The 22,599-nt window shown below is 67.0% G+C and carries 21 protein-coding genes; 10 read left to right on the forward strand and 11 right to left on the reverse strand.

All coding sequences use genetic code 11. From position 1 onward, the window contains the following. Nucleotides 1-5 precede the first annotated feature (5 nt). Both DA69_RS14785 and DA69_RS14390 read right to left on the reverse strand, forming a co-directional pair. The gene (locus DA69_RS14785) at nt 6-1,214 is read right to left on the reverse strand and encodes a Yip1 family protein (protein ID WP_025978426.1); all 1,209 of its coding nucleotides are present in this window, start codon (nt 1,212-1,214) and stop codon (nt 6-8) included. A 68-nt stretch (nt 1,215-1,282) separates the two neighbouring features. After that, entirely contained in the window at nt 1,283-3,382 is a 2,100-nt protein-coding gene (locus DA69_RS14390) for a YadA-like family protein (protein ID WP_419177570.1), read from the reverse strand. Here DA69_RS14390 and DA69_RS14720 point away from each other — a divergent pair. Both DA69_RS14720 and DA69_RS09180 read left to right on the forward strand, forming a co-directional pair. Beyond that, nucleotides 3,273-3,602, forward strand: a complete 330-nt coding sequence (locus DA69_RS14720) for a hypothetical protein (RefSeq protein WP_167349652.1) — start codon at nt 3,273-3,275, stop codon at nt 3,600-3,602. The two genes, DA69_RS14390 and DA69_RS14720, sit on opposite strands and share 110 nt — an antisense overlap. After that, nucleotides 3,574-4,161 (forward strand): ECF-type sigma factor, encoded by a 588-nt coding sequence (locus DA69_RS09180; protein WP_025978428.1) that lies wholly within the window; start codon nt 3,574-3,576, stop codon nt 4,159-4,161. Before DA69_RS14720 ends, DA69_RS09180 begins: the two co-directional genes overlap by 29 nt. Here DA69_RS09180 and DA69_RS09185 read toward each other — a convergent pair. After that, complete coding sequence (locus DA69_RS09185) at nt 4,136-6,508, reverse strand: serine/threonine-protein kinase (RefSeq protein WP_025978429.1); 2,373 nt, start codon at nt 6,506-6,508, stop codon at nt 4,136-4,138. The genes DA69_RS09180 and DA69_RS09185 overlap by 26 nt on opposite strands. A 499-nt stretch (nt 6,509-7,007) precedes the next feature. Here DA69_RS09185 and DA69_RS09190 point away from each other — a divergent pair, with 499 nt between their 5' ends. The 3 genes from DA69_RS09190 to DA69_RS09200 all read left to right on the forward strand — a co-directional run bounded on the left by DA69_RS09190 (nt 7,008) and on the right by DA69_RS09200 (nt 9,789). Further along, the gene (locus DA69_RS09190; protein WP_145915918.1) at nt 7,008-7,283 is read left to right on the forward strand and encodes a hypothetical protein; all 276 of its coding nucleotides are present in this window, start codon (nt 7,008-7,010) and stop codon (nt 7,281-7,283) included. A gap of 57 nt (nt 7,284-7,340) precedes the next feature. Beyond that, nucleotides 7,341-7,937, forward strand: a complete 597-nt coding sequence (locus tag DA69_RS09195) for a hypothetical protein (protein ID WP_025978431.1) — start codon at nt 7,341-7,343, stop codon at nt 7,935-7,937. Nucleotides 7,938-8,412: 475 nt separating this feature from the next. Next, nucleotides 8,413-9,789 (forward strand): flavin-containing monooxygenase, encoded by a 1,377-nt coding sequence (locus DA69_RS09200; protein ID WP_025978432.1) that lies wholly within the window; start codon nt 8,413-8,415, stop codon nt 9,787-9,789. A gap of 75 nt (nt 9,790-9,864) precedes the next feature. Here the strand turns inward: DA69_RS09200 and DA69_RS09205 are convergent, their stop codons facing one another. Together DA69_RS09205 and DA69_RS09210 are read right to left on the reverse strand one after the other, a co-directional pair. Continuing rightward, complete coding sequence (locus tag DA69_RS09205) at nt 9,865-10,614, reverse strand: SDR family NAD(P)-dependent oxidoreductase (protein ID WP_025978433.1); 750 nt, start codon at nt 10,612-10,614, stop codon at nt 9,865-9,867. 39 nt (nt 10,615-10,653) lie between these two features. Next, complete coding sequence (locus tag DA69_RS09210; RefSeq protein ID WP_025978434.1) at nt 10,654-11,412, reverse strand: 3-oxoacyl-ACP reductase; 759 nt, start codon at nt 11,410-11,412, stop codon at nt 10,654-10,656. 135 nt (nt 11,413-11,547) lie between these two features. Between DA69_RS09210 and DA69_RS09215 the strand changes: the two genes are divergently transcribed. Then, the gene (locus tag DA69_RS09215) at nt 11,548-12,468 is read left to right on the forward strand and encodes an alpha/beta hydrolase (protein WP_025978435.1); all 921 of its coding nucleotides are present in this window, start codon (nt 11,548-11,550) and stop codon (nt 12,466-12,468) included. Nucleotides 12,469-12,474: 6 nt separating this feature from the next. Here DA69_RS09215 and DA69_RS09220 read toward each other — a convergent pair whose 3' ends face one another. From DA69_RS09220 to DA69_RS09235, 4 genes are all read right to left on the reverse strand, one after another. Beyond that, complete coding sequence (locus tag DA69_RS09220; protein ID WP_025978436.1) at nt 12,475-13,209, reverse strand: prephenate dehydrogenase; 735 nt, start codon at nt 13,207-13,209, stop codon at nt 12,475-12,477. Continuing rightward, nucleotides 13,206-14,543 (reverse strand): dihydroorotase, encoded by a 1,338-nt coding sequence (locus tag DA69_RS09225; protein ID WP_025978437.1) that lies wholly within the window; start codon nt 14,541-14,543, stop codon nt 13,206-13,208. Before DA69_RS09225 ends, DA69_RS09220 begins: the two co-directional genes overlap by 4 nt. A gap of 68 nt (nt 14,544-14,611) precedes the next feature. Beyond that, the gene (locus DA69_RS09230) at nt 14,612-15,568 is read right to left on the reverse strand and encodes a glycosyltransferase family 9 protein (protein ID WP_025978438.1); all 957 of its coding nucleotides are present in this window, start codon (nt 15,566-15,568) and stop codon (nt 14,612-14,614) included. Nucleotides 15,569-15,636: 68 nt separating this feature from the next. Continuing rightward, the gene (locus tag DA69_RS09235; RefSeq protein ID WP_025978439.1) at nt 15,637-16,119 is read right to left on the reverse strand and encodes an Lrp/AsnC family transcriptional regulator; all 483 of its coding nucleotides are present in this window, start codon (nt 16,117-16,119) and stop codon (nt 15,637-15,639) included. 85 nt (nt 16,120-16,204) lie between these two features. On the opposite strand from DA69_RS09235, the gene DA69_RS09240 reads away from it, so the two are divergent. Then, nucleotides 16,205-17,113 carry an EamA family transporter gene (locus tag DA69_RS09240; protein ID WP_025978440.1) on the forward strand — a complete coding sequence of 303 codons (909 nt, stop codon included), beginning with the start codon at nt 16,205-16,207 and terminating at the stop codon, nt 17,111-17,113. A gap of 9 nt (nt 17,114-17,122) precedes the next feature. On the opposite strand, the gene DA69_RS09245 is transcribed toward DA69_RS09240, so the two are convergent. After that, nucleotides 17,123-18,607: a methyl-accepting chemotaxis protein gene (locus DA69_RS09245; RefSeq protein ID WP_025978441.1), complete on the reverse strand. Its 1,485-nt coding sequence runs from the start codon at nt 18,605-18,607 to the stop codon at nt 17,123-17,125. Nucleotides 18,608-18,797: 190 nt separating this feature from the next. Between DA69_RS09245 and fliI the strand changes: the two genes are divergently transcribed. From fliI to DA69_RS09260, 3 genes are read left to right on the forward strand one after another with little or no spacing between them, the layout of a single operon-like run. Continuing rightward, nucleotides 18,798-20,141, forward strand: a complete 1,344-nt coding sequence (gene fliI, locus DA69_RS09250) for a flagellar protein export ATPase FliI (RefSeq protein WP_025978442.1) — start codon at nt 18,798-18,800, stop codon at nt 20,139-20,141. 16 nt (nt 20,142-20,157) lie between these two features. Continuing rightward, nucleotides 20,158-20,571, forward strand: a complete 414-nt coding sequence (locus DA69_RS09255; protein WP_025978443.1) for a hypothetical protein — start codon at nt 20,158-20,160, stop codon at nt 20,569-20,571. A 2-nt stretch (nt 20,572-20,573) separates the two neighbouring features. Continuing rightward, complete coding sequence (locus tag DA69_RS09260; RefSeq protein WP_025978444.1) at nt 20,574-21,644, forward strand: endo-1,4-beta-xylanase; 1,071 nt, start codon at nt 20,574-20,576, stop codon at nt 21,642-21,644. Between the two features lie 241 nt (nt 21,645-21,885). Here the strand turns inward: DA69_RS09260 and ctrA are convergent, their stop codons facing one another. Further along, nucleotides 21,886-22,587, reverse strand: coding sequence for a response regulator transcription factor CtrA (gene ctrA, locus DA69_RS09265; RefSeq protein ID WP_024353526.1), 702 nt, complete (start codon nt 22,585-22,587; stop codon nt 21,886-21,888). Between the last annotated feature and the right edge of the window lie 12 nt (nt 22,588-22,599).

Here is a 22,599-nt window from a genome sequence, read left to right on the forward strand (position 1 = left end):
GCCGCTCAACCGGCGAGCCTGGCGATGCGGTCCGGGCGCGCGGCCGCGACCGCAGCCTTCAGCTCCTTCATGTCGGCCACCTTGCCGGTCGCCGTGATCAAGAAGCGCTCTCCGGCCATGGTGGTGTAGCTGCCCTGACCAGTGGTCTGATCCCACTCCTCGGCGACGAAGGCGCCGTCGACCACGTGGGTGCGCTCATAGCCGGTGGCGGTCTTGCGCTCGCCGCGCACCTGCATGGCGGCGCCGATAGCGGCCATCGGGCCGGCCATCGGAATATCGGTCACCGACAGCTCGATATACTGATCGTCCAGAACATAGCGGGCCTCGGCGCGCGAGCCGTCCAGCTCGATCGTGCCGACCGAACTGCTTTCCGCCGACACCTGGCGGTAATGGCCGATGGAGGCCGGCAGAAACTCGGCCAGTTTTTCGGCGGCCACGACGGCCGCGGCGCCGTCGCGCGCGTTGCGCGTCATCTTCTCAGCGCGGGCGACGGCCTGCTGCATCTCGCCCAGATCGACCTGACGCCCGCCCGGCAGGGATACCCGCCCCGTCGGCAGGGAGACGCGGTCCTGCGAAAGAACCGAACCGGCGAATGCCCCCGACAGGGCGGCGCCGTGCGGACGCGCCATCAAGGGGCGGGTGATCGCCCCGGCGACGACGAACAGCAGGCCGGCAAGGATGACGACCACCGCCGTATAGGCCAGCGCCTTTTCCTTGGGCGCCTCCATCAGAACGGGCAGTCCCAGATAGAGGAGATACAGGCTATAGGCGCCCAGAATGGCCAGGAAACTGATCGCAGGCAGAAGGGCGGCGGCGCCGGCCAGCCAGGCGGCGGTGCTGCCATAGGCGGCGACCTTGAAGGCCTGCGTCAGGTTCCGGCGCCCGCCGAACTTCGGGGCCAGGACGTCGATCATGACGGCGATGACGCCGACCGCGATCAGCGACAGGACATATTGGCCCAGGGCGCCCGCCAGCGTCGTCATGATCGGCGGGCGATAGGTGACGCCCAGCACGGAAATGCCGAAGACCAGCATCCCGATCATCTGCGCCAGCACCGGGATGGCTGCGATCACCGCGACATAGGACAGCATCAGCCCGCCGATGCTCGTTCTCTCGCCCGCAATGACCGGCCACTCTTGCCTCGGCTTGAGCAGCAGGCCCTTGATGCGCGCCAGCAATGACTGGGTTTGCGCGGCCGCGACGGCTTCGCTCATGTTCGCCCCTCCTGAAGAAATCTGAAAAGAGGTCCGCCCGCGGCCAGCCCGGCCGCAGGCGGACGCATTCACCAGCTGAAGCCGGCCCCGGCGGTGAAGCTGCGCTGCCGCCCAGCCGCCGAACCCCCGATGGAGACGCTGGCCCGCGGGCCGATCGCCCGGCGGTAGCCGATGGCGATGGCCTCCTCTCCGCCCTGGGAGCCGAAGCCGACACCGATGTTGTTCGGGCCCGACAGACCGGCCGTATTCATCGCCAACCCGGCGAAGGCGGCGCTGGCGGCGCCGACCTGGTCGAGGCGCCGGTCCATCTGGACGAAGCGGGTGTGCACCTCGTCGCGGAACTGATCCATGCTGCGATTGATCGACGCGACCTGGTGGTCCGTATAGGTGTTGGCGGCGCTGAGCGTGCGCGCGTCGCCCTCGTCGGCGTAGGACTGCGCCGCGCTCAATGTGCGGGCGTCGCCTGCATCCGCATACAGCTGCACCGCCGCGTCGCCAGCGTCCATCTGGCGGCGGTTGACCGCGTCCATAGGCGCATCACCGTCCGCGACATTGCCGATACGGGTGCCGTCCGCGCCTTCCAGCGTCATGATATCGCGGCTGGCGTCGTCATAGGCGGCGGCCAGAGGATTTCCACCCGCCGGACCCGCCGGTCCCTGAGGGCCAGCAGGACCCTGCGGTCCGGTCGCGCCGTCCGCGCCTGACGGCCCTTGAGGTCCGGCCGGTCCCTGCGGACCTTGCGGACCTTGGGGTCCCTGAGGACCAGGAGGGCCTTCGGGTCCCTGCGCCCCTCCGCCCGCAGCGGCGATGTCGGCGACGAGACTGGTCAGACGGGTGTCCACGGCGGCGAAAGCCGCGCCCACATTGCTGTAGTTTGCACCCTGAATCGTGAAGGACGGCGCCGTGAACACGCCTCCAGAATAGGCTGCGCCGCCGCCCATCCAGGCAGAAAAGCCCATGCCCATGGCCGCCCCCATGGCCGTCGCCTGACGCAGGTTCACGGCGTCCGTGTCCTGCGTCGCATCGGCGACGTTCACGATCTGGCGCTCCTTGCCCAGACTGCCGACGGAAACCGTATTGGCCCGGTCGGCTATGGACAGCGAGCCCAGGGCGACGCTGTGGTCCGCCAGGGCGCGCCCGCTTGCGCCCACGGCGACACTGAACAGGCCCTCCGCCGCGGCGCCTTCATCGAAGCTGTGAATACCGTCGCCATCGAGGTCGACAGCGCCGCCTATGGCTAAGCTGCCTTCACCTTTGGACTGAGCTCCATATCCCATGGCTAGGGAGCGGTCGCCAATGACCCTGGCGCCATAGCCGATACCCGCGCTGTACAGACCGACTACCGAGTTGAAAGAGCCAAAGGCGGCCGCGCCCGTCGCGGTCGCCTGGTTTCTCTGCCCGACCGCCATGCTCAGTTCCTCGCTGGCGATACTGCCGTAGCCAGCTGTGAAGCTGTATCGTCCGGTGGACTGGGTCTGGTAACCTAGAGCCGTGGCGTGCCGTCCCAAGGCCTGGGTCTCAAAGCCGATTGCGGTGCTGCTGAGGCCTCCAGCGGTGTTGCCTCTTCCCAACGCCGACGCGCCTTCACCGGACGCCGTGTTGAGGTAGCCCACAGCCGAGGCGCCCGCCCCCAACGCCTTGTTCCTGACGCCCATAGCCGTGCTGACCTCGCCTTCGGCGATATTGTCTCTCCCGAACGCTGAGGCGTCTGGGGCCGAAGCCTTGTTCCTGTGGCCAAACGCCGACGACCTTATGGCGCTCGCATCATTGTCGTAGCCAAATGCAACCGACTCTTCTCCAGACGACAGATTCAAGTACCCAAACGCAGAAGATCTACTGCCACCTGAAAGGTTTCTGGACCCAAAAGCAGAACTTGCAGTTCCTGAAGCGTTATTATTTGAACCAAATGCATTCGACAGCCAGACACTGGCTATATTATCGTATCCATAGGCGCTCGCGCCCCCGTTACACGTCGTATTCTGACGGCCATGCTCCTGCCCCCGATCAGTGTCGCCCCCGCTCGGGCACGGCTTCTCCTGCGCCAGGGCTGTAAGCGGCATGGCGGCGACGATCAGCCCTGCCATAGCGGCGGATTTCAACAACCGCCCTTTGACGCGACGTACATCACTCGAGCGCGAGCCGATGGAATTAGTCTTGATGGCGGTCATTGTTTCAGAAGCCCCTCGTGCACACAGACATGACGGCAAGCGCGAGCCCGATTTTGCTTCGGGAGTTTTCGTCTCAACGATGGCGTCGACCATCAAAACGCAGTCCCGCCTAGAAAGCGGACAGATGCGCTGGTTCTTTTTCTTGAGGCTCGTTAGGGTGCTGGCCCTCACCGCCTACAAGAGGCTCACCGTTGAGCGCAGTTCCCTTAGAGAATCCTGATATTTCCACGCCGCATGAGGTCCTGTCGGCAGCCGATCGGATGGTGCCCCACCTGTGGACGGAACTGCGCAAGATCGCCCGGCGCGAACGCTTTCGGGTGCAGGCGGGCGAAACCCTGCGCACCACCGCCCTGATCAATGAGGCCTGGCTGCGTCTGCGGCGCACGGAAAACTATCTGGACGACAACCACTTCCTGCACGCGGCGGCGCTGGCCATGCGGCATGTCCTGGTCGACCACGCCCGCGCGCGGCTGGCGGCCAAGCGGGGATCAGGAAAGATCGACCCCCTGACCGACGATATCGAGCCGTTCTGGGAGAGCGATGATCGTCTCGTCGACCTGGACGACGCGCTGAACCGGCTGGCCCGGGTCAGCCCGCGCCTGGCTCGCATCATCGAGTTCCGCTTCTTCGCCGGCTACACCGACCAGCAGATCGCCGAGATTCTGGGCCAGACCGACCGCACGGTGCGTCGGGACTGGGTCAAGGCCAAGGCCTGGCTGTATCGCGACCTGAGCGATGGGGGATCAGTAGATCTCACTCCAGCCCATATTGGCCCCTGATCCGCTCAATGGCCGCGACCTGGGCGGCCCCGGCCGGCCCCAGGGCCGATAGGGCGTCGTGGGCCTGATCCAGCAGCGCCCGCGCCTCGGCCTTGCGCCCCTGGACGCCGCGCACGCGCGCCACCGCCACGCGAACAATCGCCGTTGCCGGGTGCGCCTCGCCCAGAGCCGCCTGGACCTGTGAGAGCGCCTCCACGCTCACCCGTTCCGCCTCGGGGGCATTGCCGCCCGCCAGCAGCACCTCGCTCAATCCCGACGCCGCCGAGGCGTAATGAAGGCTGCCGACCCCCGCATGGTTTTCGGCCATGAGCGCCGCCTCCCGCAGCAGCGGCAAGGCCTCCGCGTGACGCTTCAACTGCAACAGCGTCTTGCCGTGATTGCTGATCAGGGCGGCGGTGGCCGCTGACGGCCCATACAGCGAGCGCCTGACCTCCAGCGCCTGTCTGAACAGGGGCTCAGCCCGCTCCGGCCGCCCCGACAGGACCTCCAGCGCCGCCAGATTGTTCAGCGTATTGAGCGCGTCCGGCCCCCGATCCAGCCCATTGGCCGGCCAGACCTTGAGCGCCGCCTGAAATGACGGCGCCGCCTCCTCAGCGCGGCCTGCGGCGACCAGCATGACGCCCAGATCGTTGTGATAGACGCCCGTATCCCGGTGATCCGGCCCGCTCATCGCGATGCGGGCCGGAAGATTGGCCTGAAGCAGGCTGACCGCCGCCGCCACATTCCCGCCGTCGCGCAGGAGACGCGCCTCGGTCAGTCGACTGTCGATCAGTTCGGAACGCCAGCGCGCGGCGTCGCCCTGCCAGAACGCCTGGGCCCGAGCCAGCAGGCGGCGCGCCTCGGCCGGATCGCCCTGTCTTTGGCGGATCTGCGCCAGGTCATAGGCGGCGGCGGCGACGATCGCGGGCTCGACGCCCCTGGCCGTCATCAACCGGTCCAGCAGCGGTTTGGCGGCCTCATAGTCGTTCATGTAGAAATAGAGCTCGCCCAGCATCCGCATCACCGGCCCGCCGCGAACCGGATCGGCCTGGAACTGCTGCACCACCTGATCGGCGGCCGCATCCAGAATACCCGCCGCATCGACATCCGGGCCGCTGGTCTCGGCGCCGGTTCTCAGCATGAAATAGAGATAGTTCTGCACCGCCTGCAGCCGCGCCTGCTCCATCAGGGCGGCGTCACGCTGGCGCTCGGCGCGCTGCGCTTCATGCACCGCCACGGCCAGCCCGCCGGACAGGCTGAGCACCACCGCCGCAGCCGCCGCAATCGGCAGACGACGCCGCCGCAGGAAGCGCCGTGCGCGATAACCACGGTCGGAGGCGCGGGCCTGGACCGGCTCCAGCGCCAGGGCCCGTCGCAGGTCCGCCGCGAAACTCTCGACCGTGACATAGCGGTCTTCGGGCCGCTTGCTCAGCGCCTTGTCGAGCACCGCCTCAAGGTCGGCCGCTGCCGGGCGGGCGAGCCTCTGTTGCAGCACCGTGCGAAGTCTGGTCGCCGGCTCGTCCGCCACCCGCCGGACAGCGACGGGCGGCGCCAGCCCGGCGACATCGACCGGCGGCTGCCCGCTGAGCAGTTCAAACAGGGTCGCCGCCAGACCATAGACATCCGTCATGATCGAGGCCGCCCCGCCGTCCAGCAACTCAGGGGCGGCGTATTCGACCGACACCGGAGACTGAGTCGGCTGCTTTTCTCCTCCGATCTGCTGGGCGACGCCGAAGTCGATCAGCCGCGAGCGCCCGTCCCCGGACACAAGGATGTTCGACGGCTTGATGTCGCGGTGGACGATCAGCTTGGCATGGGCGTGAGACACCGCTTCACACACATCGATGATCAGACGGACCCGCTCGACCGGCGGCAAGCCGCGCTGAACGCACCATTGATCAATCGGCAGGCCCTCGATGAACTCCTGCACCATGAAGGGGCGCCCGTCCGCCCCCAGACCGCCGTCCAGAATGCGGGCGATGCCGGGGTGGTCCAACTCCGCCACGATCTGACGCTCGGCCAGAAAGCGCGCGCGATAGGCGTCCGGCAGGGGCCGCATCAGCTTCAGCGCCGCCGATTGCTGATACTCTCCGTCGTCCCGCTCGACACGATAGACCTCGCCCATGCCGCCGTGGCCGAGAGTCTCGACGACCTTCCACACCCCGAACCGCGCGCCGGACGGCAGCAGGTCGATCTCGGCGTCCGGCTCCAGAAACGCTTCGCTGCGCTCCATGGCGGACAGCAGGGACATCACCTCCGTCAGGGTGTCAGGCCTGTCGCCATAGCGCGCCTTCAACCACGCTCTGCGATTGCCGGGCGCCTGCTCCAGCGCCGCGTCCAGAACGACTTCGACCTCGGCCCAACTCAAACCAGCACCCCCCGTTGCACCGTTCACGGACAGACACGAAACAGGACAGCCCGCGCGCTCTGATAAAAAACCGAAGACGATGTCCGCTCCCCCGCCGAAACTTCGTTCTGACGGGGTAGACGCCGCACTTCAGGACACCCGGGCCACACGCACGCGACAGCTAAATCCCGAGAAAACCCGACGCGCGAAAACCTTCTTCCGTCGCCCGTTCTTTTTTCAGGACCTCGCCGCCGCCGCCCAATTCACTAAGATGAACATCGGTATTTAAGGTTACACAGGAGCAGCTATCATCACTACAATCAACAGCACAGCCGTTTTCTCGGCTTTCGCCCTGCTTGCTTTCGGCCTGGCTGCATGCGGCGAAAGCGCCGCCCCGCCGCACGAAGGCGGGACCGCAAGGCCGTCTGCAGCCGCCGCAACAGGCTCTGGCGTCATCAAGACGTCAGCCGGAGACTACCGTTTCACCCCGACCACTTGCGCCATCGGCATGTCAGGCGGGATGAACGACGTGGAAGTCGGCGGCGCCGGGGCGGGGCCGGACGGGGCGCCGATCTATGTCGAATACTCTTCCACGGCCGGCGTGCTGAAGATCCGGCTGGGAGTCGACAAGCCCTTCGCCACCGCCGACCACAGCATAAACGGCGGCGTCGTTCATACTCAGCCGTTCGACATCGCCGTCTCCGGCCAGACGATCCGGGCCTCGGGCGTGTCGCTGAAAACCGACAACGGCGAGCCGGTCGACGACAACGCCAGCTTTGAGATCCAGTGCGGATAGAGCCCAGCGGACCGCCTCAGCCTCCTGCGGGTCGGGCTGAGGCGGACAGATGGAGGCATGACCATGCCGTATCGACTGACGATATCGATGGCGGCCCTCGCCCTGGGCCTGGCCGCCTCAGCGTGCGACGCCGAGGCCCCCCGGCCCGCGCCAGACGCCGCGCCTGATGCCGCATCAGCCGCCCTCGTCGCGCCAAACCGGCAGGACGCGCAACCGGCCGCCTGTCCGGCGACCGACGGCTCAGGGCCAGATCCCTACGCCCCGAGCCCGGACCGAGATCCGGTCAGCCAGGCGCAAGATCTGGTGCGCGAAGTCTATGAGCGGCAGTTTCAGTCAGAAAACAGCAGCCTGCCCAGCGCCTTCGATTCTTCGACCGCGTGCCGCTACTTCACCGACGACATCGTGCGCTGGCTGGCGTCCGGCGAGGTCGACGCCCACCCGCTGTATGGAGCGCAGGACTTCGACGGCGCCGTGGGCGATCCGACGCCGGACGCCGATCATCCCATGTTGCGCGGCATGATCACGATCAACGTCGACTTCACCAATTTCGGTCAGCCGCAACGCGCCGTCTTCCATATTCGCGCGGATGCCGACAAGCCGGACGCGCCCTTGCGCATTTTCCGCGTCGAGCATGACGGCTGGTCTTACCTTTAAACCCGCAATTCGAGCACGCCAGTCAGACGCGCCGAGGCGTCCAAGCGTCCCTCCCTCGGCCGTGCTCCGCTCCACGACAGGGAATCGTCGACGCTCGCAGGGCGAGCTTCCATCGACGCTCACCCTGCGGAGCCCAGGATATATCCGGGCTAGATTTGCGATTCATTGAGAATTGCGTCACAATCGCCCTATTATACAGACAACATAAGACCACAGCGTCGAATATACAGTCACATTCGCCGTGACGTTTTCTGTTCTTATGTTGCTATATGAATAAAGAACTGGAGAAGTAATAATTATACCCAGAAAGCATAAACTCTAAAATATTCGGACTAGGCGATATTTCCGTGCGTCGATCTGACGAACGCATTCCAGATATTGGGAATGCTGGCGATCGGCCCTCTTTCGCCCCGAGTTTTTTGCGGCCGCAGAGCCGCCTGCATCGGGGCTTGTCACCCATCAGCTCAAAGTGAATATGCCCAAGCAAAAACGCATCGCCATCATCGGCGCCGGCCCGTCAGGCCTGGCCCTGCTGCGCGCCTTTCAGTCCGCCCGCGACGAGGGCGCCGACATCCCTGAAATCGTCTGCTTCGAGAAGCAGAAGGATTGGGGCGGCATGTGGAACTACACCTGGCGCACCGGCATGGACGAGAACGGCGAGCCGGTTCACGGCAGCATGTATCGCTATCTGTGGTCGAACGGCCCCAAGGAGTGCCTCGAGTTCGCCGACTACACCTTCGACGAACACTTCAAGAAGACGATCTCCTCCTATCCGCCGCGCGAAGTCCTGTGGGATTACATCCAGGGCCGCGTGAAAAAGGCGAACATTCGCCAATACATCCGCTTCAACACGGCCGTGAAGGATGTTGCCTTCGACAAGACGACCGGCCAGTTCACCGTAACGGCCCAGGATTACTCCGCCGGACGCCGCACATCAGGGACGTTCGACCATGTGATCGTCGCCACCGGCCACTTCTCGACGCCGAACGCGCCGTCCTATCCGGGTTTCGACCTGTTCCCCGGCCGCATCCTGCACGCCCACGACTTCCGCGACGCGGCCGAGTTCAAGGGCAAGGACGTGTTGCTGATCGGCTCCAGCTATTCGGCCGAGGACATCGGCTCACAATGCTACAAATACGGCGCGAAATCAGTCACGACCAGTTATCGCAGCCGGCCTATGGGCTATGACTGGCCCAAGGGCTGGGAGGAAAAGCCCTGCCTGACGCGCGTGGACGGCAAGACCGCCCACTTCAGCGACGGCACGCGCCGCGACGTCGACGCCATCATCCTGTGCACCGGCTACAAGCACCACTTCCCCTTCCTGCCGGACGAGCTGCGCCTGAAGACCAGCAACCGTCTGTGGCCGCTGAACCTGTACGAAGGCGTGGTCTTCACGCCCAACCCCAGGCTGTTCTACCTGGGGATGCAGGACCTCTGGTACAGCTTCAACATGTTCGACGCCCAGGCCTGGCTGACGCGGGACATCATCATGGATCGCATCGCGTTGCCGTCACGCGCGGACATGGAGGCCGCCAACGACCAGTGGCGCGAGAAGGAGGTCGCCATCCGCACGGATGAACAGGCCTTTAAATATCAGGGCGACTACATCAAGGGTCTGATCGCCCAGACCGACTATCCTGAGCTTGATGTCGACAACATCAACAGGATCTTCCTGCAGTGGAAGAAGGACAAGAAGGCCGACATCATGGGCTATCGCGACAAATGCTATCGCTCGGTCGTGACCGGCACGCTGGCGGCGCGTCACCATGTGCCGTGGATCAAGGCGTTCGACGACTCGCTGGAGGCCTATCTGCGGCTTCCGTCCGCGCGCAGCCAGGCCGCGCGCGTCTGATGCACGGCCTCTCCTGCCGCCGCCGCGCGCGCAGGAGAGGCCGCCTCGGCGGCCCGGCGCGAGGCGTAAAGACGCTTAATCGCGCGCGACCTGAAAGCCCGCGAAGGACTGGCTGACCGGCATCAGCTCCAGCGCATTCATGTTCAGGTGCGGCGGCAAGGTGGCGACCCAGAACAGGGTCTCGGCGATGTCCTCGCCGGTCATCGGCGCCGCGCCGCCATACAGAGCGTCAGACGCCGCCTGGTCGCCGCCGGTGCGGACCAGGGTGAACTCCGTCTCGGCCATGCCCGGCTCGATGGAGGTGACGCGCACCCCCGTCCCGTGCAGGTCCGCCCGCAGGCCTAGCGAGAACTGGCGCACGAAGGCCTTGGTCCCGCCATAGGCGTTGCCGCCCTTATAAGGGTAGGTCGCGGCCACCGAGCTGATGTTCAGGATCGCCCCCTTGCGCGCGATCAGGCGCGGCAGCAGGCGGTGCGTCAGCGTCACCAGACCAGTGATATTGGTGTCGATCATCTGGCGCCACTGGGCCAGGTCCGCCTCCTGCGCCGTCGCCGTGCCCAGCGCCAGACCGGCGTTGTTGATCAGCACGTCGATATCGCGGAAGCCTTCAGGCAGGGTGTCCAGCGCCGCGTCGATGGCGGCTTCGTCCCGCATGTCGAAGGGCGCGGCGTGGACCTGGTCGGCGCCCAGCTCCGCGACCAGTGCGTCCAGACGTTCCTGACGGCGGCCAGTGGCGATCACCTTCCAGCCTGCGCCGGCGAAGCGGCGCGCCGCCGCCCGGCCGATGCCCGAGGTGGCTCCGGTGATCAGAATGACGCCGCTCATGATGTCCGTCCTGGCTGAGGCTCTACTGTCGCGGCTGACTTAATCCCGCACCAGCCCGCCGTCGACCACCAGATTTTGCCCCGTCACCGCCCGGCTCCACGGCGAGGCGAAGAAGAGGGCCGCATCGGCGAACTCTTCCGGCGTCGTCACCGAACGCAGCGGCGTCATGCTGGCGATCAGGTCGAACACCGCCTCGGGCGTCGCAGCGCTGGCGTCGGTCGTCCGCAACAGGCCGCCCGAGATCATGTTGACGGTGATCCCCGACGGCCCCAGATCGCCCGCCGCCGTTCGCGTCAGGCTGAGCAGGGCGGCCTTGGCGGCGGTATAGTCGTGATAAGGCACGACCGGGTTCTGGAACAGGTTGGTGCCGACGTTGACCACACGGCCGAACGTCTGAGCCGCCATGCCCGGCGCCGTGGCCTGAATGACGTTCAGGGCGCCGCGGATCACGGTCGTGAACTGGCGCTCCATGTCTTCCCACGGAATGTCCGCCATCTGGGCGCGGGCGTCGCCGTTGAAGCTGTAGTCCAGCGCATTGTTGACCACGGTGCTGACCGGTCCGCCGAAATGCGCCTCGACCTTGGCGACCATGGCGTCGACGCCTGCGCGGTCCGTCACGTCAGCCTGAACGGCGAAGGCGCGATCGCCCAGTTCCGCCGCCAGGGCCTCGGCGCGTTCTCTGCTGCTGCGCCAGTTGATCGCCACCCGCGCGCCCTGGCCCGCAAAGGCCCGCGCCGCCGCCGCGCCCACGCCGCGCGCGCCGCCGGTGATGAGAACGATCTGATCGCGGATTTCCATGAGAACAACTCGCAGCTTCTGAACCGACCTCAGCCATAGGCCGGGGCCGTGCGGAAGGCCAGTCAGGCATGGAGGAACAGCGGTTGCATTTGGCCGTGGCCTCCCCGTTAATCGCCCTCAGCTCAGGAGACCCCCATGCTGACCCTCGCCGCCGCCCTTTTGCTCTCGCCGGTCTCCACGCCGGTCGAACTGGCTTCGACGCCCGCGCCCCTGCACGGAACCCTGCTGACGCCTGAAAGCCAGACGCGCGCCGCCGCCGTCATCATCGCCGGATCCGGACCGACGGATCGCGACGGAAACAGTCCGCTGGGCGTAAACGGCGGCGTCCTGCGCCAACTGGCCGAAGGGCTGGCCGGGCGGGGGATCGCCACCGTCCGCATCGACAAGCGCGGCGTCGGGGAGAGCGCCCCCGCAGCAACCAGCGAGGCGAGCCTGACGCTCGACAACTACATCGACGACGCCAAGGCCTGGGCGGCCCTGGCGGCCCAGAAGACGGGCGCCGCCTGCGTCTGGCTGATCGGCCATTCGGAAGGCGCCCTGATCGCCCAGGCGGCGGCAGCGGACAATCCGGGCGTCTGCGGCCTAGTGCTGCTGTCGCCGGTCGGCGTGCGCGCCAATGTCGAACTGCGCCGCCAGATCGAGCCCAAACTGCCGCCCGCCATCAAATCAGAAGTCGATCACATCATGAGCGAACTGGAGGCCGGTCGCACCGTCCCAGAGACGCCGCCCTATCTGGCCGCCCTGTTCCGCCCGTCGATCCAGCCTTATCTGATCTCCTATTTCGCCGCAGATCCGCAGGCGCTGATCGCGCAGTACCAGCGCCCGGTGCTGCTGGGTCATGGCTCGACCGATATTCAGGTGACCCCCGAAAACAGCCAGACCCTGGTCGCCGCGCAGCCCAAGGCTGAACGGATCATCTTCGAAGGCCTGAATCACGTCCTGCGTCAGGCGCCGTCCGACCCCGCCGGGAACGCCGCCACCTATGGCGACGCCTCGATCCCGCTGGGCGCAGCCGTGGTTCCTGCGGTGGCGGACTTCATCCTGAAGACCCGCTAGACGCCTCTAGTCATCCAATTCCGACCGCGCCTGTTCGGCCAGGTCGAAGAAGCGGCGGCGCACCTCTGCGGCGTAAGGGTTGTCGTGTTCGATGGCGCGGAACACCGCTTCGCTGTCGTGACGGACCATGTCGACGCCCTGCACGACGCGTTCGAAACTGGTCGTGGTCATGCGCGTCGGTAGAGGCTCCATCGCCAGCAACACCTTGGCGATCAGATGGGTCAGGCCCTGCACCGTCGCCGCCTCGCGGTCATGAGCCTCGGGCGTAACGACGAAGACCTTGAGACCCAGCGCCTTCCTGCAGAAGGCGGCGACGCGCCACGCCGCCTTGTCGCCGCGCACCGGACAGACGGCGATGCGCAGACCGGCGATGCCGTCCTTGCCGCTCTGAGGGCCGAACAGAGGGTGGGTTCCGACGATCTGAACGCCTTCGGGCAGGCCATCCAGCATGACCTGCGCCGGTTTCACCTTCACCGAGCCGACGTCGAGGATTACGGCGCCCGGCGCCAGATGCGGCGCGATGGCCGCCACCGTCTCGGCCAGGACTCCGACCGGCACGGCCAGCACCACCGCAGGGCAAGCCGCCGCCTCTTCCAGCGTCGTCAGCCGCGCCAGCCCCTCGCCGTCGCTCGCCGCTGGGTCGTGCGCGAGAATATCGACCCACGGCGACAGATGCTTCGCCGTCAGCCGCCCGAAGGCGCCGAAGCCGATCAGACCAAGCTGGGGACGGACGCCGCTCACCCCGCCAGCGTTTCCTGGAACCGCACCGGCTGGCCGTGGGCCTGGCCGATCAGTTCGCCGTCCTTCATCACCACCCGGCCGCGCACGATGGTGGCCACCGGCCAGCCCGTCGCCTCGAAGCCGTCGAAGGGGGTCCAGCCGCAACGCGTGGCCTGCTGGTCGTGGCTGATCGTCTTCTTCGCCTTCAGGTCGACGATGGTCAGGTCGGCGTCATAGCTGACGGCCATGCGCCCCTTGTTGGCCGTGCCGAACACCCGCTGCGCCCCGCCGGAGGTAAGGTCGATGAAGCGCTCCAGCGACAGCCGCCCGTTCGCCACATGGGTCAGCATCAGCGGCACCAAGGTCTGCACCCCCGGCATGCCCGACGGCGAGGCCGGATAGGGCTTGGACTTTTCTTCCTTGGTGTGCGGCGCGTGGTCGGAGCCCAGCACGTCGGCCACGCCCTGCTGCATCCCCCACAGCCACAGGGCGTCGACATGCTCCTGCGACCGGATCGGCGGGTTCATCTGGGCGTAGGCGCCGAGGCGCTGATAGGCCTCGGGTGCCACCAGCGTCAGGTGCTGGGGCGTGATCTCGACGGTGGCGACATCCTTGTGGAAGCGCAGGAACTCCATCTCGTCGCGCGTCGTGACGTGCAGGACGTGGATGCGGGCGCCCGTCTCCTTGGCTAGCCCGACCAGGCGGCGCGTGGACATGATGGCGCTCTCGGCGTCGCGGACTTCGGGGTGGCTGGTCCAGTCGCCAGTGCGGGCCAGGTTGCGGCGCTCGACCAGTCGGTATTCGTCCTCGGAATGGAAGGTGGCGCGGCGGCGCACGTTCGACAGCACCTTGCGCACGCCCTCGTCGTCGGCGATCAGCAGGTCGCCGGTCGAGGCGCCCATGAAGACCTTGACCCCGCAGCAGCCCGGCAGGCGCTCCAGGTCGGCCAGATGCTCGGCGTTTTCATGCGTGCCGCCGACGTAGAAGGCGTGGTCGGTCCACATCCGGTCCTTCGCCCGCGCCAGCTTGTCGGCCATGGTGTCGGGATCGGTCGTGTTGGGATTGGTGTTCGGCATCTCGAACACGGCGACGACGCCGCCCAGGGCCGCCGCGCGGCTGCCGGTCTCCAGGTCTTCCTTCCACTCCAGCCCCGGCTCTCGGAAGTGGACCTGGGTGTCGATGACGCCGGGCAGGACGGTCAGGCCCGTCGCGTCGAACACCTCTCCGGCTGAGGCTTGGCTCAGGTCGCCGATGAAGGCGATGCGCCCGTCGATGACGCCGACGTCGGCCCGGCCGCGCCCGGCGTGGTTGGCGACTTCGCCGCCCCGAACGATCAGGTCATAGGTCTGGATCATCGCGCGCATCTCCTGAAACTCCGGCGCTTATGCGCGTCGAAGGCTTGGAGACGCAAGCCAAGGGGCAGTCAGGAGGCCCGTTCAGCCAGCAGCTTCTTCGCCGCCTTCAGCACCCGCTCATAGGGCAGGTCCATCATGTGCTGGATGTGCTGGTTCAGGCGCGGGTCCAGTTCCTGGAACTCCTGCAGGCTGCGCGGGCCGCGCACGGCGACGCCGGTCCAGGGACGTTTCAGCGTCTCGTCCGAAGGGCCGAAGACCGCCACAGCCGGGACGCCCGCCGCCACCGCCAGTTGCGTCCACAGGGAGTCCCCGCCCAGATAGAGGTCCGCATGCGACAGGGCCGCCGCCGTCTGCAGGCGCGTCAACCGGCCTTGAAGTTCGATCACCCGGTCGCGCTTGACCGCCGAGCGGATGGTCTGGGCGGCATCGCGGTCCGCCTCCTCGCCCACGATCATCAGCCGCCCGCCCGCCAGCGGCCCGCCCTCGCCCAGCAGGGAGATGGCGACCTTGGCGTAGCGATCGGCGGGCCAGCGCTTGCCGATCCAGTCGGCGCCCGGCCCGATGGCCAGGATCGGGCCGCCCCCTGGCGGGATCAGGGCGTCGGCGGCTTCCTGAGTGTCCCGCTCGATGAACAGTTTCGGCGCCGGAATCTCGTCCAGTTGCAGGGTCCGCGCCGCCTGTTCGACCAGATGCACGCCCGGCACGGTCTTGCCCTTCACCGCGCGCCGCTGGCGCCGCAGCTTGCCCGACAGGGTCGAGCCGCGCATGTCGACCACCAGCCCCCAGTTCGTCTCGCGCACCTGGTTCCAAAGAGCGATCCAGTCCCAGCGCCCGTCGCGGTCCAGGGTGATCAGCCGCTGAAGACGCGGCAGGTCGGCGAACAGCGGCGCGCTGGCCGGAGAACCGACGACGGTGAAGGTCGCCTGCGGGATCGCCTCGACCAACTGGGCCAGCGCTCCAGACGACAGGACCGCCTCTTCGGCGTCCGCCTCGGCGATATAGAGGATCGGAAAACGACCATGCATAGCGTCAGCCTATCCGGATTCTCAAGGCGATTCAGCGGCGAAACTGAAACAGGGCCGCAAACCGGACTTCATCGCGCCAGCGCCCGTCGCGCAGGGTCGAACGGCAGAACTTCCCTGATTGAAATCAGCGTCTTGAACGCGCGCACCCGGGCGTCGTCGTTCAGCATTTCCCGGGTGAAGACTTCATAGGCCTCCATCGTCGGCACCACGACATACAGGATCAGGTCGGTGTCGCCGGTCACATACCAGGCCGCCTGCACCTCGGGACGAGCGGTCAGCTTGTCGATCAGGGCGTCCAGAACCGCCGTACCCTCGCGCTCCATCTCGACTAGGACATGCATGGTCAGGACGCGCGCCAGCCGGGCCGGATCGACCACGGCGACATCGGCGATGATGATCCCTTCGTCGCGCAGCCGCCGCAACCGTCGCGACACCGCCGATTCCGACAGGCCGACCGTGTCCGCCAGCACCCGCGCAGGCTGGAGGTTGTCGCGGCGCACCAGGGCCAGCAGGCGACGGTCAAAGGAATCGAGGTCGGCGTTTTCTTGCATAGGAGACGACACTACGCGTGTTTCTTGCAGCATGGCAGGCGAAATCGCCAAGAAAAACGAGCGGCTTTTCGATAGGTTGCCGGCCATGTCCTCCCCGGCCCTCGCCCTTCGCCATCCGCGCCTGTCAGCGGTCCTGCCCTATCTCGCCCTGATCGGCGGCATGGTGTCGCTTTCGGCCGGCACCTCCTTCGCCAAGACGCTTTATCCGATGGTGGGACCAGCCGGGACGGCGGGCCTGCGCGTGGGGCTGTCGGCCATCGTCCTGCTGGCGGTGTTTCGTCCCTGGCGCAGCGCCTTCACCACCGGCGACCTGCGCGCCCTGGCGGTCTACGGCGTGGTGATGGGGCTGATGAACCTCAGCTTCTACATGGCGCTGAACACCATTCCGCTGGGGGTGGCCCTGGCGATCGAGTTCATGGGACCGCTGTCGGTCGCCCTGTTCAACTCGCGACGGCTGATCCACTTCGTCTGGATCGGGCTGGCGGTGCTGGGTCTGGTCCTGCTGCTGCCGCTGGACGGCAACGTGTCGGGGCTTGATCCGGTCGGCTGCGCCTATGCGGCGGCGGCGGCGGTGTTCTGGGCGGGCTATATCGTCTTCGGCAAGCGGGTCAGCCATCTGCCCAGCGGCTCGACCGTCGCCATCGGCATGACCTTCGCCGCCATGACGGTGGTGCCGTTCGGCGTCGCCGGCGCGGGCATGAGCCTGCTGGATCCAAGGATTCTGGCGCTGGGTCTGGTCGTCGCCCTAGTGTCCAGCGCCCTGCCCTACACGCTGGACATGGTCGCCCTGCGCCATATTCCCAAGCGCACCTTCGGCGTGGCGGTCAGCGGCGATCCGGCCATCGGCGCCCTGGCGGGCCTGTTTGTCCTGGGCGAGCACCTCACCAGCCAGCAGTGGCTGGCCATCGCCGCCATCATCGCCGCCTCGGTCGGCGCCGTGCTGACCTCGCCGTCAGACGAACAGCCGTTGCAGGATCCGGCCGCCCCTGCCTGATCTCGACGCCTAGAACTCGGTCCATTCGTCGGCGGCCGGGCCGTTGACGACCGCGCGCAGACGGGCGCGCTGCGCCTCCAGCGCCGGCGGCGGGCCGCCATAGGCCTTCAACGCGCGCACCACGCCGCCTTCGGCGCCCGTGCGGAACCGCCCGACCAGTTCGGCCAGATGCTCGGCCTCGGTCTTTAGGTTGGCGGCGGCGGCCGTGGTCTGCTCGACCATGGCGGCGTTCTGTTGCGTGACCTGATCCATCTGGTTCACCGCCTGATTGACCTGGCCCAGACCCGAAGCCTGCTCCTGGGCTGAGGCGGCGATTTCGGCGACCAGGCCGTCCATCTCATTGACCTGTTCGGCGATGGTCCCCAGCGCGCGGCCGGTCTCGGCGACCAGTTCGACGCCCTGCGCCACCTCGGCGCTGGAAGCGGAGATCAGCGCCTTGATTTCCTTGGCCGCCTCAGCCGATCGCTGGGCCAGCGCCCGCACCTCGGACGCCACCACGGCGAACCCGCGCCCGCTGTCGCCGGCCCGCGCCGCCTCAACCCCGGCGTTCAGCGCCAGCAGGTTGGTCTGGAAGGCGATCTCGTCGATCACCCCGACGATGTCGCTGATCTCGGATGAGCGGCGGCTGATGCCGTCCATCGCCGTCACCGCCCGACGCATGACCTCGCCCGATCGCCCGGCTTCGGCATGGGCCTTGGCGGCGACGGAGGCCGCCTGCCGGGCGCCCTCGGCGCTGCGCTGGACAGTGGCGGTGATCTGGTCCAGCGCCGCCGCGGTCTCTTCCAGACTGGCCGCCTGTTGTTCGGTGCGTCGCGACAGGTCGTCCGACGCCTGACTGATCTCGTCCGAGCCGCCCCGCAGGGTCGTCACCGCCGACAGGACCTTTTCAAGCGCAGTCCTGAGGCTGGACACAGCGCCGTTGAAGTCCGCCTTCACCGCCTGATGGGCGCCGTCCATATCCTGTTCGATAGCGGCCGTCAGATCGCCGTCTGACAGGCGAGAAAGCTGTTCCGCCAGGGCGCCGACCAGTCGAGCCTGCGCCGCCTCGGCCGCCAGGCGCCCCTGCTCGGCCCGCTGGGCGGCCTGTTCGGCTTCAGTGATGTCGACGGCCAGCTTGACCACCTTCAGCGGTCGCCCCGCCTCGTCCAGCACGGGATTGTAGGACGCTTCCAGCCAGACCTCGCGCCCGCCCTTGGCGATGCGGCGGAATTTGCGGGCGACGAAGCGCCCCTCGTTCAACTCTCGCCAGAAGGCTAGATACTCGGCCGACGCCGCCTCGGCCGGGTCCACGAACATCCGGTGATGCTGTCCCCGGATTTCATCCATGCCGTAGCCCATGGTCTGGAGCAGGTTTTCGTTGGCGTCGCGGATCGTGCCGTCAAGGTCGAACTCGATCACGGCCTGGGACCGCCCGATCGCCGCCATCCGACGATCCAGTTCCTCAAGCCGCTCAATATTCGTAGCCCGTTTTTGTCGACGACCTGCACTGAACATCCGAACCGCCCCCCTTCAGAATAACGGCGATGGACTGGATAAGTCTGTGGATAAGACTGGCCCTTGAGAGGTTTCATTTTCGTTACTTGCAATCAGGAGTTGCAATTCACAGCGAACTTCATCGACCATTAACCATGATGCAGCACCGTGGCTGGGATCGGTCGCGCGGCTCGCGGCCTGGGGGCCTTCCTTGCGTAATCTCGTCGCCGCCGTCGAAGCGATCGACCCGCTGGTCGTCACCGGCAAGGTGGCGGGCGTCAGCGGCCTGCTGATCGAGTCGCGCGGCGGCCTGTCGCGCCTCGCCGTCGGCGCCCGCGCCGAGATCGAGCGACGCGGCCAGCCGCCCCTGCCCGCCGAGGTCGTCGGTTTCCGCGAGGCCAAGGCCCTGCTGATGCCCTTCGGCCCGGTCGAGGGCGTGGCGCCGGGCGCCGATATCAAGATCATCAACGCCGCCGCCAGCGTGCGCCCGACGACGGCTTGGCTGGGCCGCATCATCGATTCCTTCGGCGAGCCGATCGACGGCCTGGGGCCGCTGACGCCGGGCCTTGTCCCCTACCCCTTGCGCGCCCCGCCGCCGCCCGCTCATTCGCGCGGCCGGGTGGGCCAGCGGCTGGACCTGGGGGTGCGGGCGATGGACGTCTTCACCACCACCAGCCGGGGCCAGCGCTTGGGCATCTTCGCCGGTTCGGGCGTGGGCAAGTCGGTGCTGCTGTCCATGCTGGCGCGCCAGGCGACGTGTGACGTCGTGGTGGTCGGCCTGATCGGCGAGCGGGGCCGCGAGGTCCGCGAGTTCATCGAAGAGACCCTGGGCGAAGAAGGTCTGAAACGCGCCGTCGTCGTCGTGGCCACCAGCGACGAACCGGCGCTGAAACGGCGCCAGGCCGCCTATATGACCATGGCCGTGGCCGAGTTCTTCCGCGACCAGGGGCTGGAGGTGCTGTGCCTGATGGACAGCGTCACCCGTTTCGCCATGGCCCAGCGCGAGATCGGCCTGGCCGCAGGCGAGCCGCCGACCACCAAGGGCTACACCCCCACCGTCTTCACCGAACTGCCCAAGCTGCTGGAGCGCGCCGGCCCCGGCCCGATCCGCCCGGACGGCACGGAGGCGGGACCGATCACTGCCCTGTTCACCGTTCTGGTGGACGGCGGCGACCATGACGAGCCGATCGCCGACGCCGTGCGCGGCATTCTGGACGGCCACATCGTCATGGACCGCAAGATCGCCGAGCGCGGCCGCTTCCCCGCCATCGACGTGCTCAAGTCCGTTAGCCGCACCATGCCCGGCAACCAGTCCCCGCCCGAGCGCGAACTGAACCGCCGCGCGCGCCAGTGCCTGAGCGCCTATTCCAACATGGAAGAACTGATCCGCATCGGCGCCTATCGCACCGGGGCGGACCCCATCGTCGACCGCGCCATCGCCCTGAACCCGGCCCTGGAAGGCTTCTTGACCCAGGACAAGGACGACGCGACGCGCCTGAACGACAGTTTCGACAGACTTGAAACCATCCTGAACCAGGGCATGGTGGACCAATGATCGCGGGAGACGACGCATGACGGCCTGGGCCCAATCCCTGATCCGCATCTCAAACTATGAGGTCGAGACGCTGCAGAAGCGCCTGGCCGAGATCACCGCTCGCAAGGCAGAGGCCGAGATGCGCGTCGCCGTGCTGGACGCCCAGGCCGAGATCGAGCGTGAGAACGCCCGGCTCGACCCGTCCTCCGGCATGATGCTGCAGGCCTATCTCAACGGCTGGAAGCTGCGCCGCGCCGACGCCGAGGCCGAGATCGCCGCCGTCGCCGCCGAGGAGGAAGGCGCCCGCGACGCGCTGACCGGCGCCTTCGAGGAACTGAAGAAGTTCGAGCACGTCGCCGAGACCACCCGACTGAACAAGCTGATGGCCGCCGCCAAGCGCGAGGCCGCCGCCTATGACGAAATGGGCCTGCGTCGCCGCGCCGAGGGCTAGACGTGATCGACCGTCGCGCCCTTCTCGCCTCCACCCTCGCGCTCGCGTCGTGCGGCGCGGGCGAGGCGCCCGAAGCGGCGCCTGCCGGCCCCGTCCGCCCGCTGAAGTCCGTCGCCCCCTTCCCGGTCGGCACGGTCGCCATGTCCGGCCAACTGTCGGATCAGGACTGGTTCCGCCTCGTCTCCACCCACTTCTCCCAGCTCACGCCCGAGTGGGAGATGAAGATGGAGTACATCCTGCAAAAGGACGGCTCCCTGCGCTTCGACGCGCCGGACCGGATCGCCTATTTCGCCCGCGATCTGGACATCCGACTCTTCGGCCACGCCTTGATCTGGTACGCGCAGGAGCATCCGTGGTTCACGGCCATCGTCGATGACCGACCGCGCTTCATCGCCGAGCACGACCGCTATATCGCCGAGGTCGCCGGCCGCTGGCGCAGCCAGATCGTCGGCTGGGACGTGGTCAACGAGCCGGTCGAGGATGACGGTAGCGGCTATCGCGACTGCGTCTGGAGCCGGGGCCTGGGCGGCGTCGACGCCTATATAATCCGCGCCTTCGAACAGGCCCGCCTGGCGGCGCCCGACGCGACCCTGTTCCTGAACGACTACAACCTGGAGAACACGCCCAAGAAGGGCGCGGCCTTCCTGCGTCTGATTGAACGGCTGCTGAAGGCGGGCGCGCCGATCCAGGGCATCGGCATCCAGTCCCACCTCGACATCGAAATCCCCGGCGGCCAGATCGCCGCTTTCATGAACGAGGCCCGACAGTTCGGCCTGCCTATCCATGTCTCCGAACTGGACGCCTCGCTGAAGCGCGGCGGCCGGATGCCCGACCTGCGCCCCCGCGCCCAGCGCCGCGAGCAGCAGACCGCGCGCGTGGCCGAATTGGCCGAGGCCTTCATGGACCTGCCTCCGGCCCAGCGCTTCGCCTTCACCGTCTGGGGCGTCCGCGACAGCGACTCCTGGCTGCGCCGGGGCAAGAACGACGACGGCCAGGACAGCCCCCTGCTGTTCGACGACGCAGGCCGGCCCAATCCCATGTTCGACGTGCTGACCAAGGCGTTCGCGCATTAATCCTTCTCCCCTTGTGGGAGAAGGTGGGCGCCGGAGGCGCTCGGATGAGGGGTGTCGGCGCGACTACTGACCTTCTGAGATCGAGCGGTGCGACACCCCCTTCAGATCAAGGTGCCCTCATCCGTCAGGCTCCGCCTGCCACCTTCTCCCACAAGGGGAGAAGGGCAAATAAAAACGCCCGCCGATGAACTCGGCGGGCGTTTCTGGATCGGCCCTGAGTGGAGGCTCAGGAGGGGTCTTTTCAAGCGGCGACGGTGGCCGCCCCTTCAGCCGGGTCGCGCAGGACATAGCCGCGGCCCCAGACGGTTTCGATGTAGTGCTTGCCGCCCGCAGCCGTCGCCAGCTTCTTGCGCAGCTTGCAGATGAAGACGTCGATGATCTTCAGCTCCGGCTCGTCCATGCCGCCGTACAGGTGGTTGAGGAACATCTCCTTGGTCAGGGTCGTGCCCTTGCGCAGGGAGAGCAGCTCCAGCATCTGGTATTCCTTGCCGGTCAGGTGCACGCGGTGGCCGTTCACCTCGACGGTCTTGGCGTCTAGGTTCACCGCGATCTCGCCGGTGTGGATGATCGCCTGGGCGTGGCCCTTGGAGCGACGGACCACCGCGTGAGTGCGCGCGATCAGCTCGTCCTTGTGGAAGGGCTTGGTCAGATAGTCGTCGGCGCCGCCGCCGAACGTCTTGACCTTGGTGTCGATCTCATGGCTGCCCGAGAGGATCATCACCGGCGTATTGATCTTGCCGTTGCGCAGCTGGCGCAGAACCTCAAGCCCGCTCATGTCCGGCAGGTTCAGGTCCAGCAGAATGAGGTCGTAGTCATAGATCTTGCCCAGATCGATGCCTTCCTCACCCAAATCAGTGGTGTAGACGTTAAACCCTTCCGACTTCAGCATCAGTTCGATGCTTTGAGCCGTCGCGTGGTCGTCTTCGATCAACAGGACGCGCATTAATGCCCCTCC

Origin of the sequence: Brevundimonas naejangsanensis, assembly GCF_000635915.2 — a bacterium.
Lineage (GTDB): Bacteria > Pseudomonadota > Alphaproteobacteria > Caulobacterales > Caulobacteraceae > Brevundimonas > Brevundimonas sanguinis.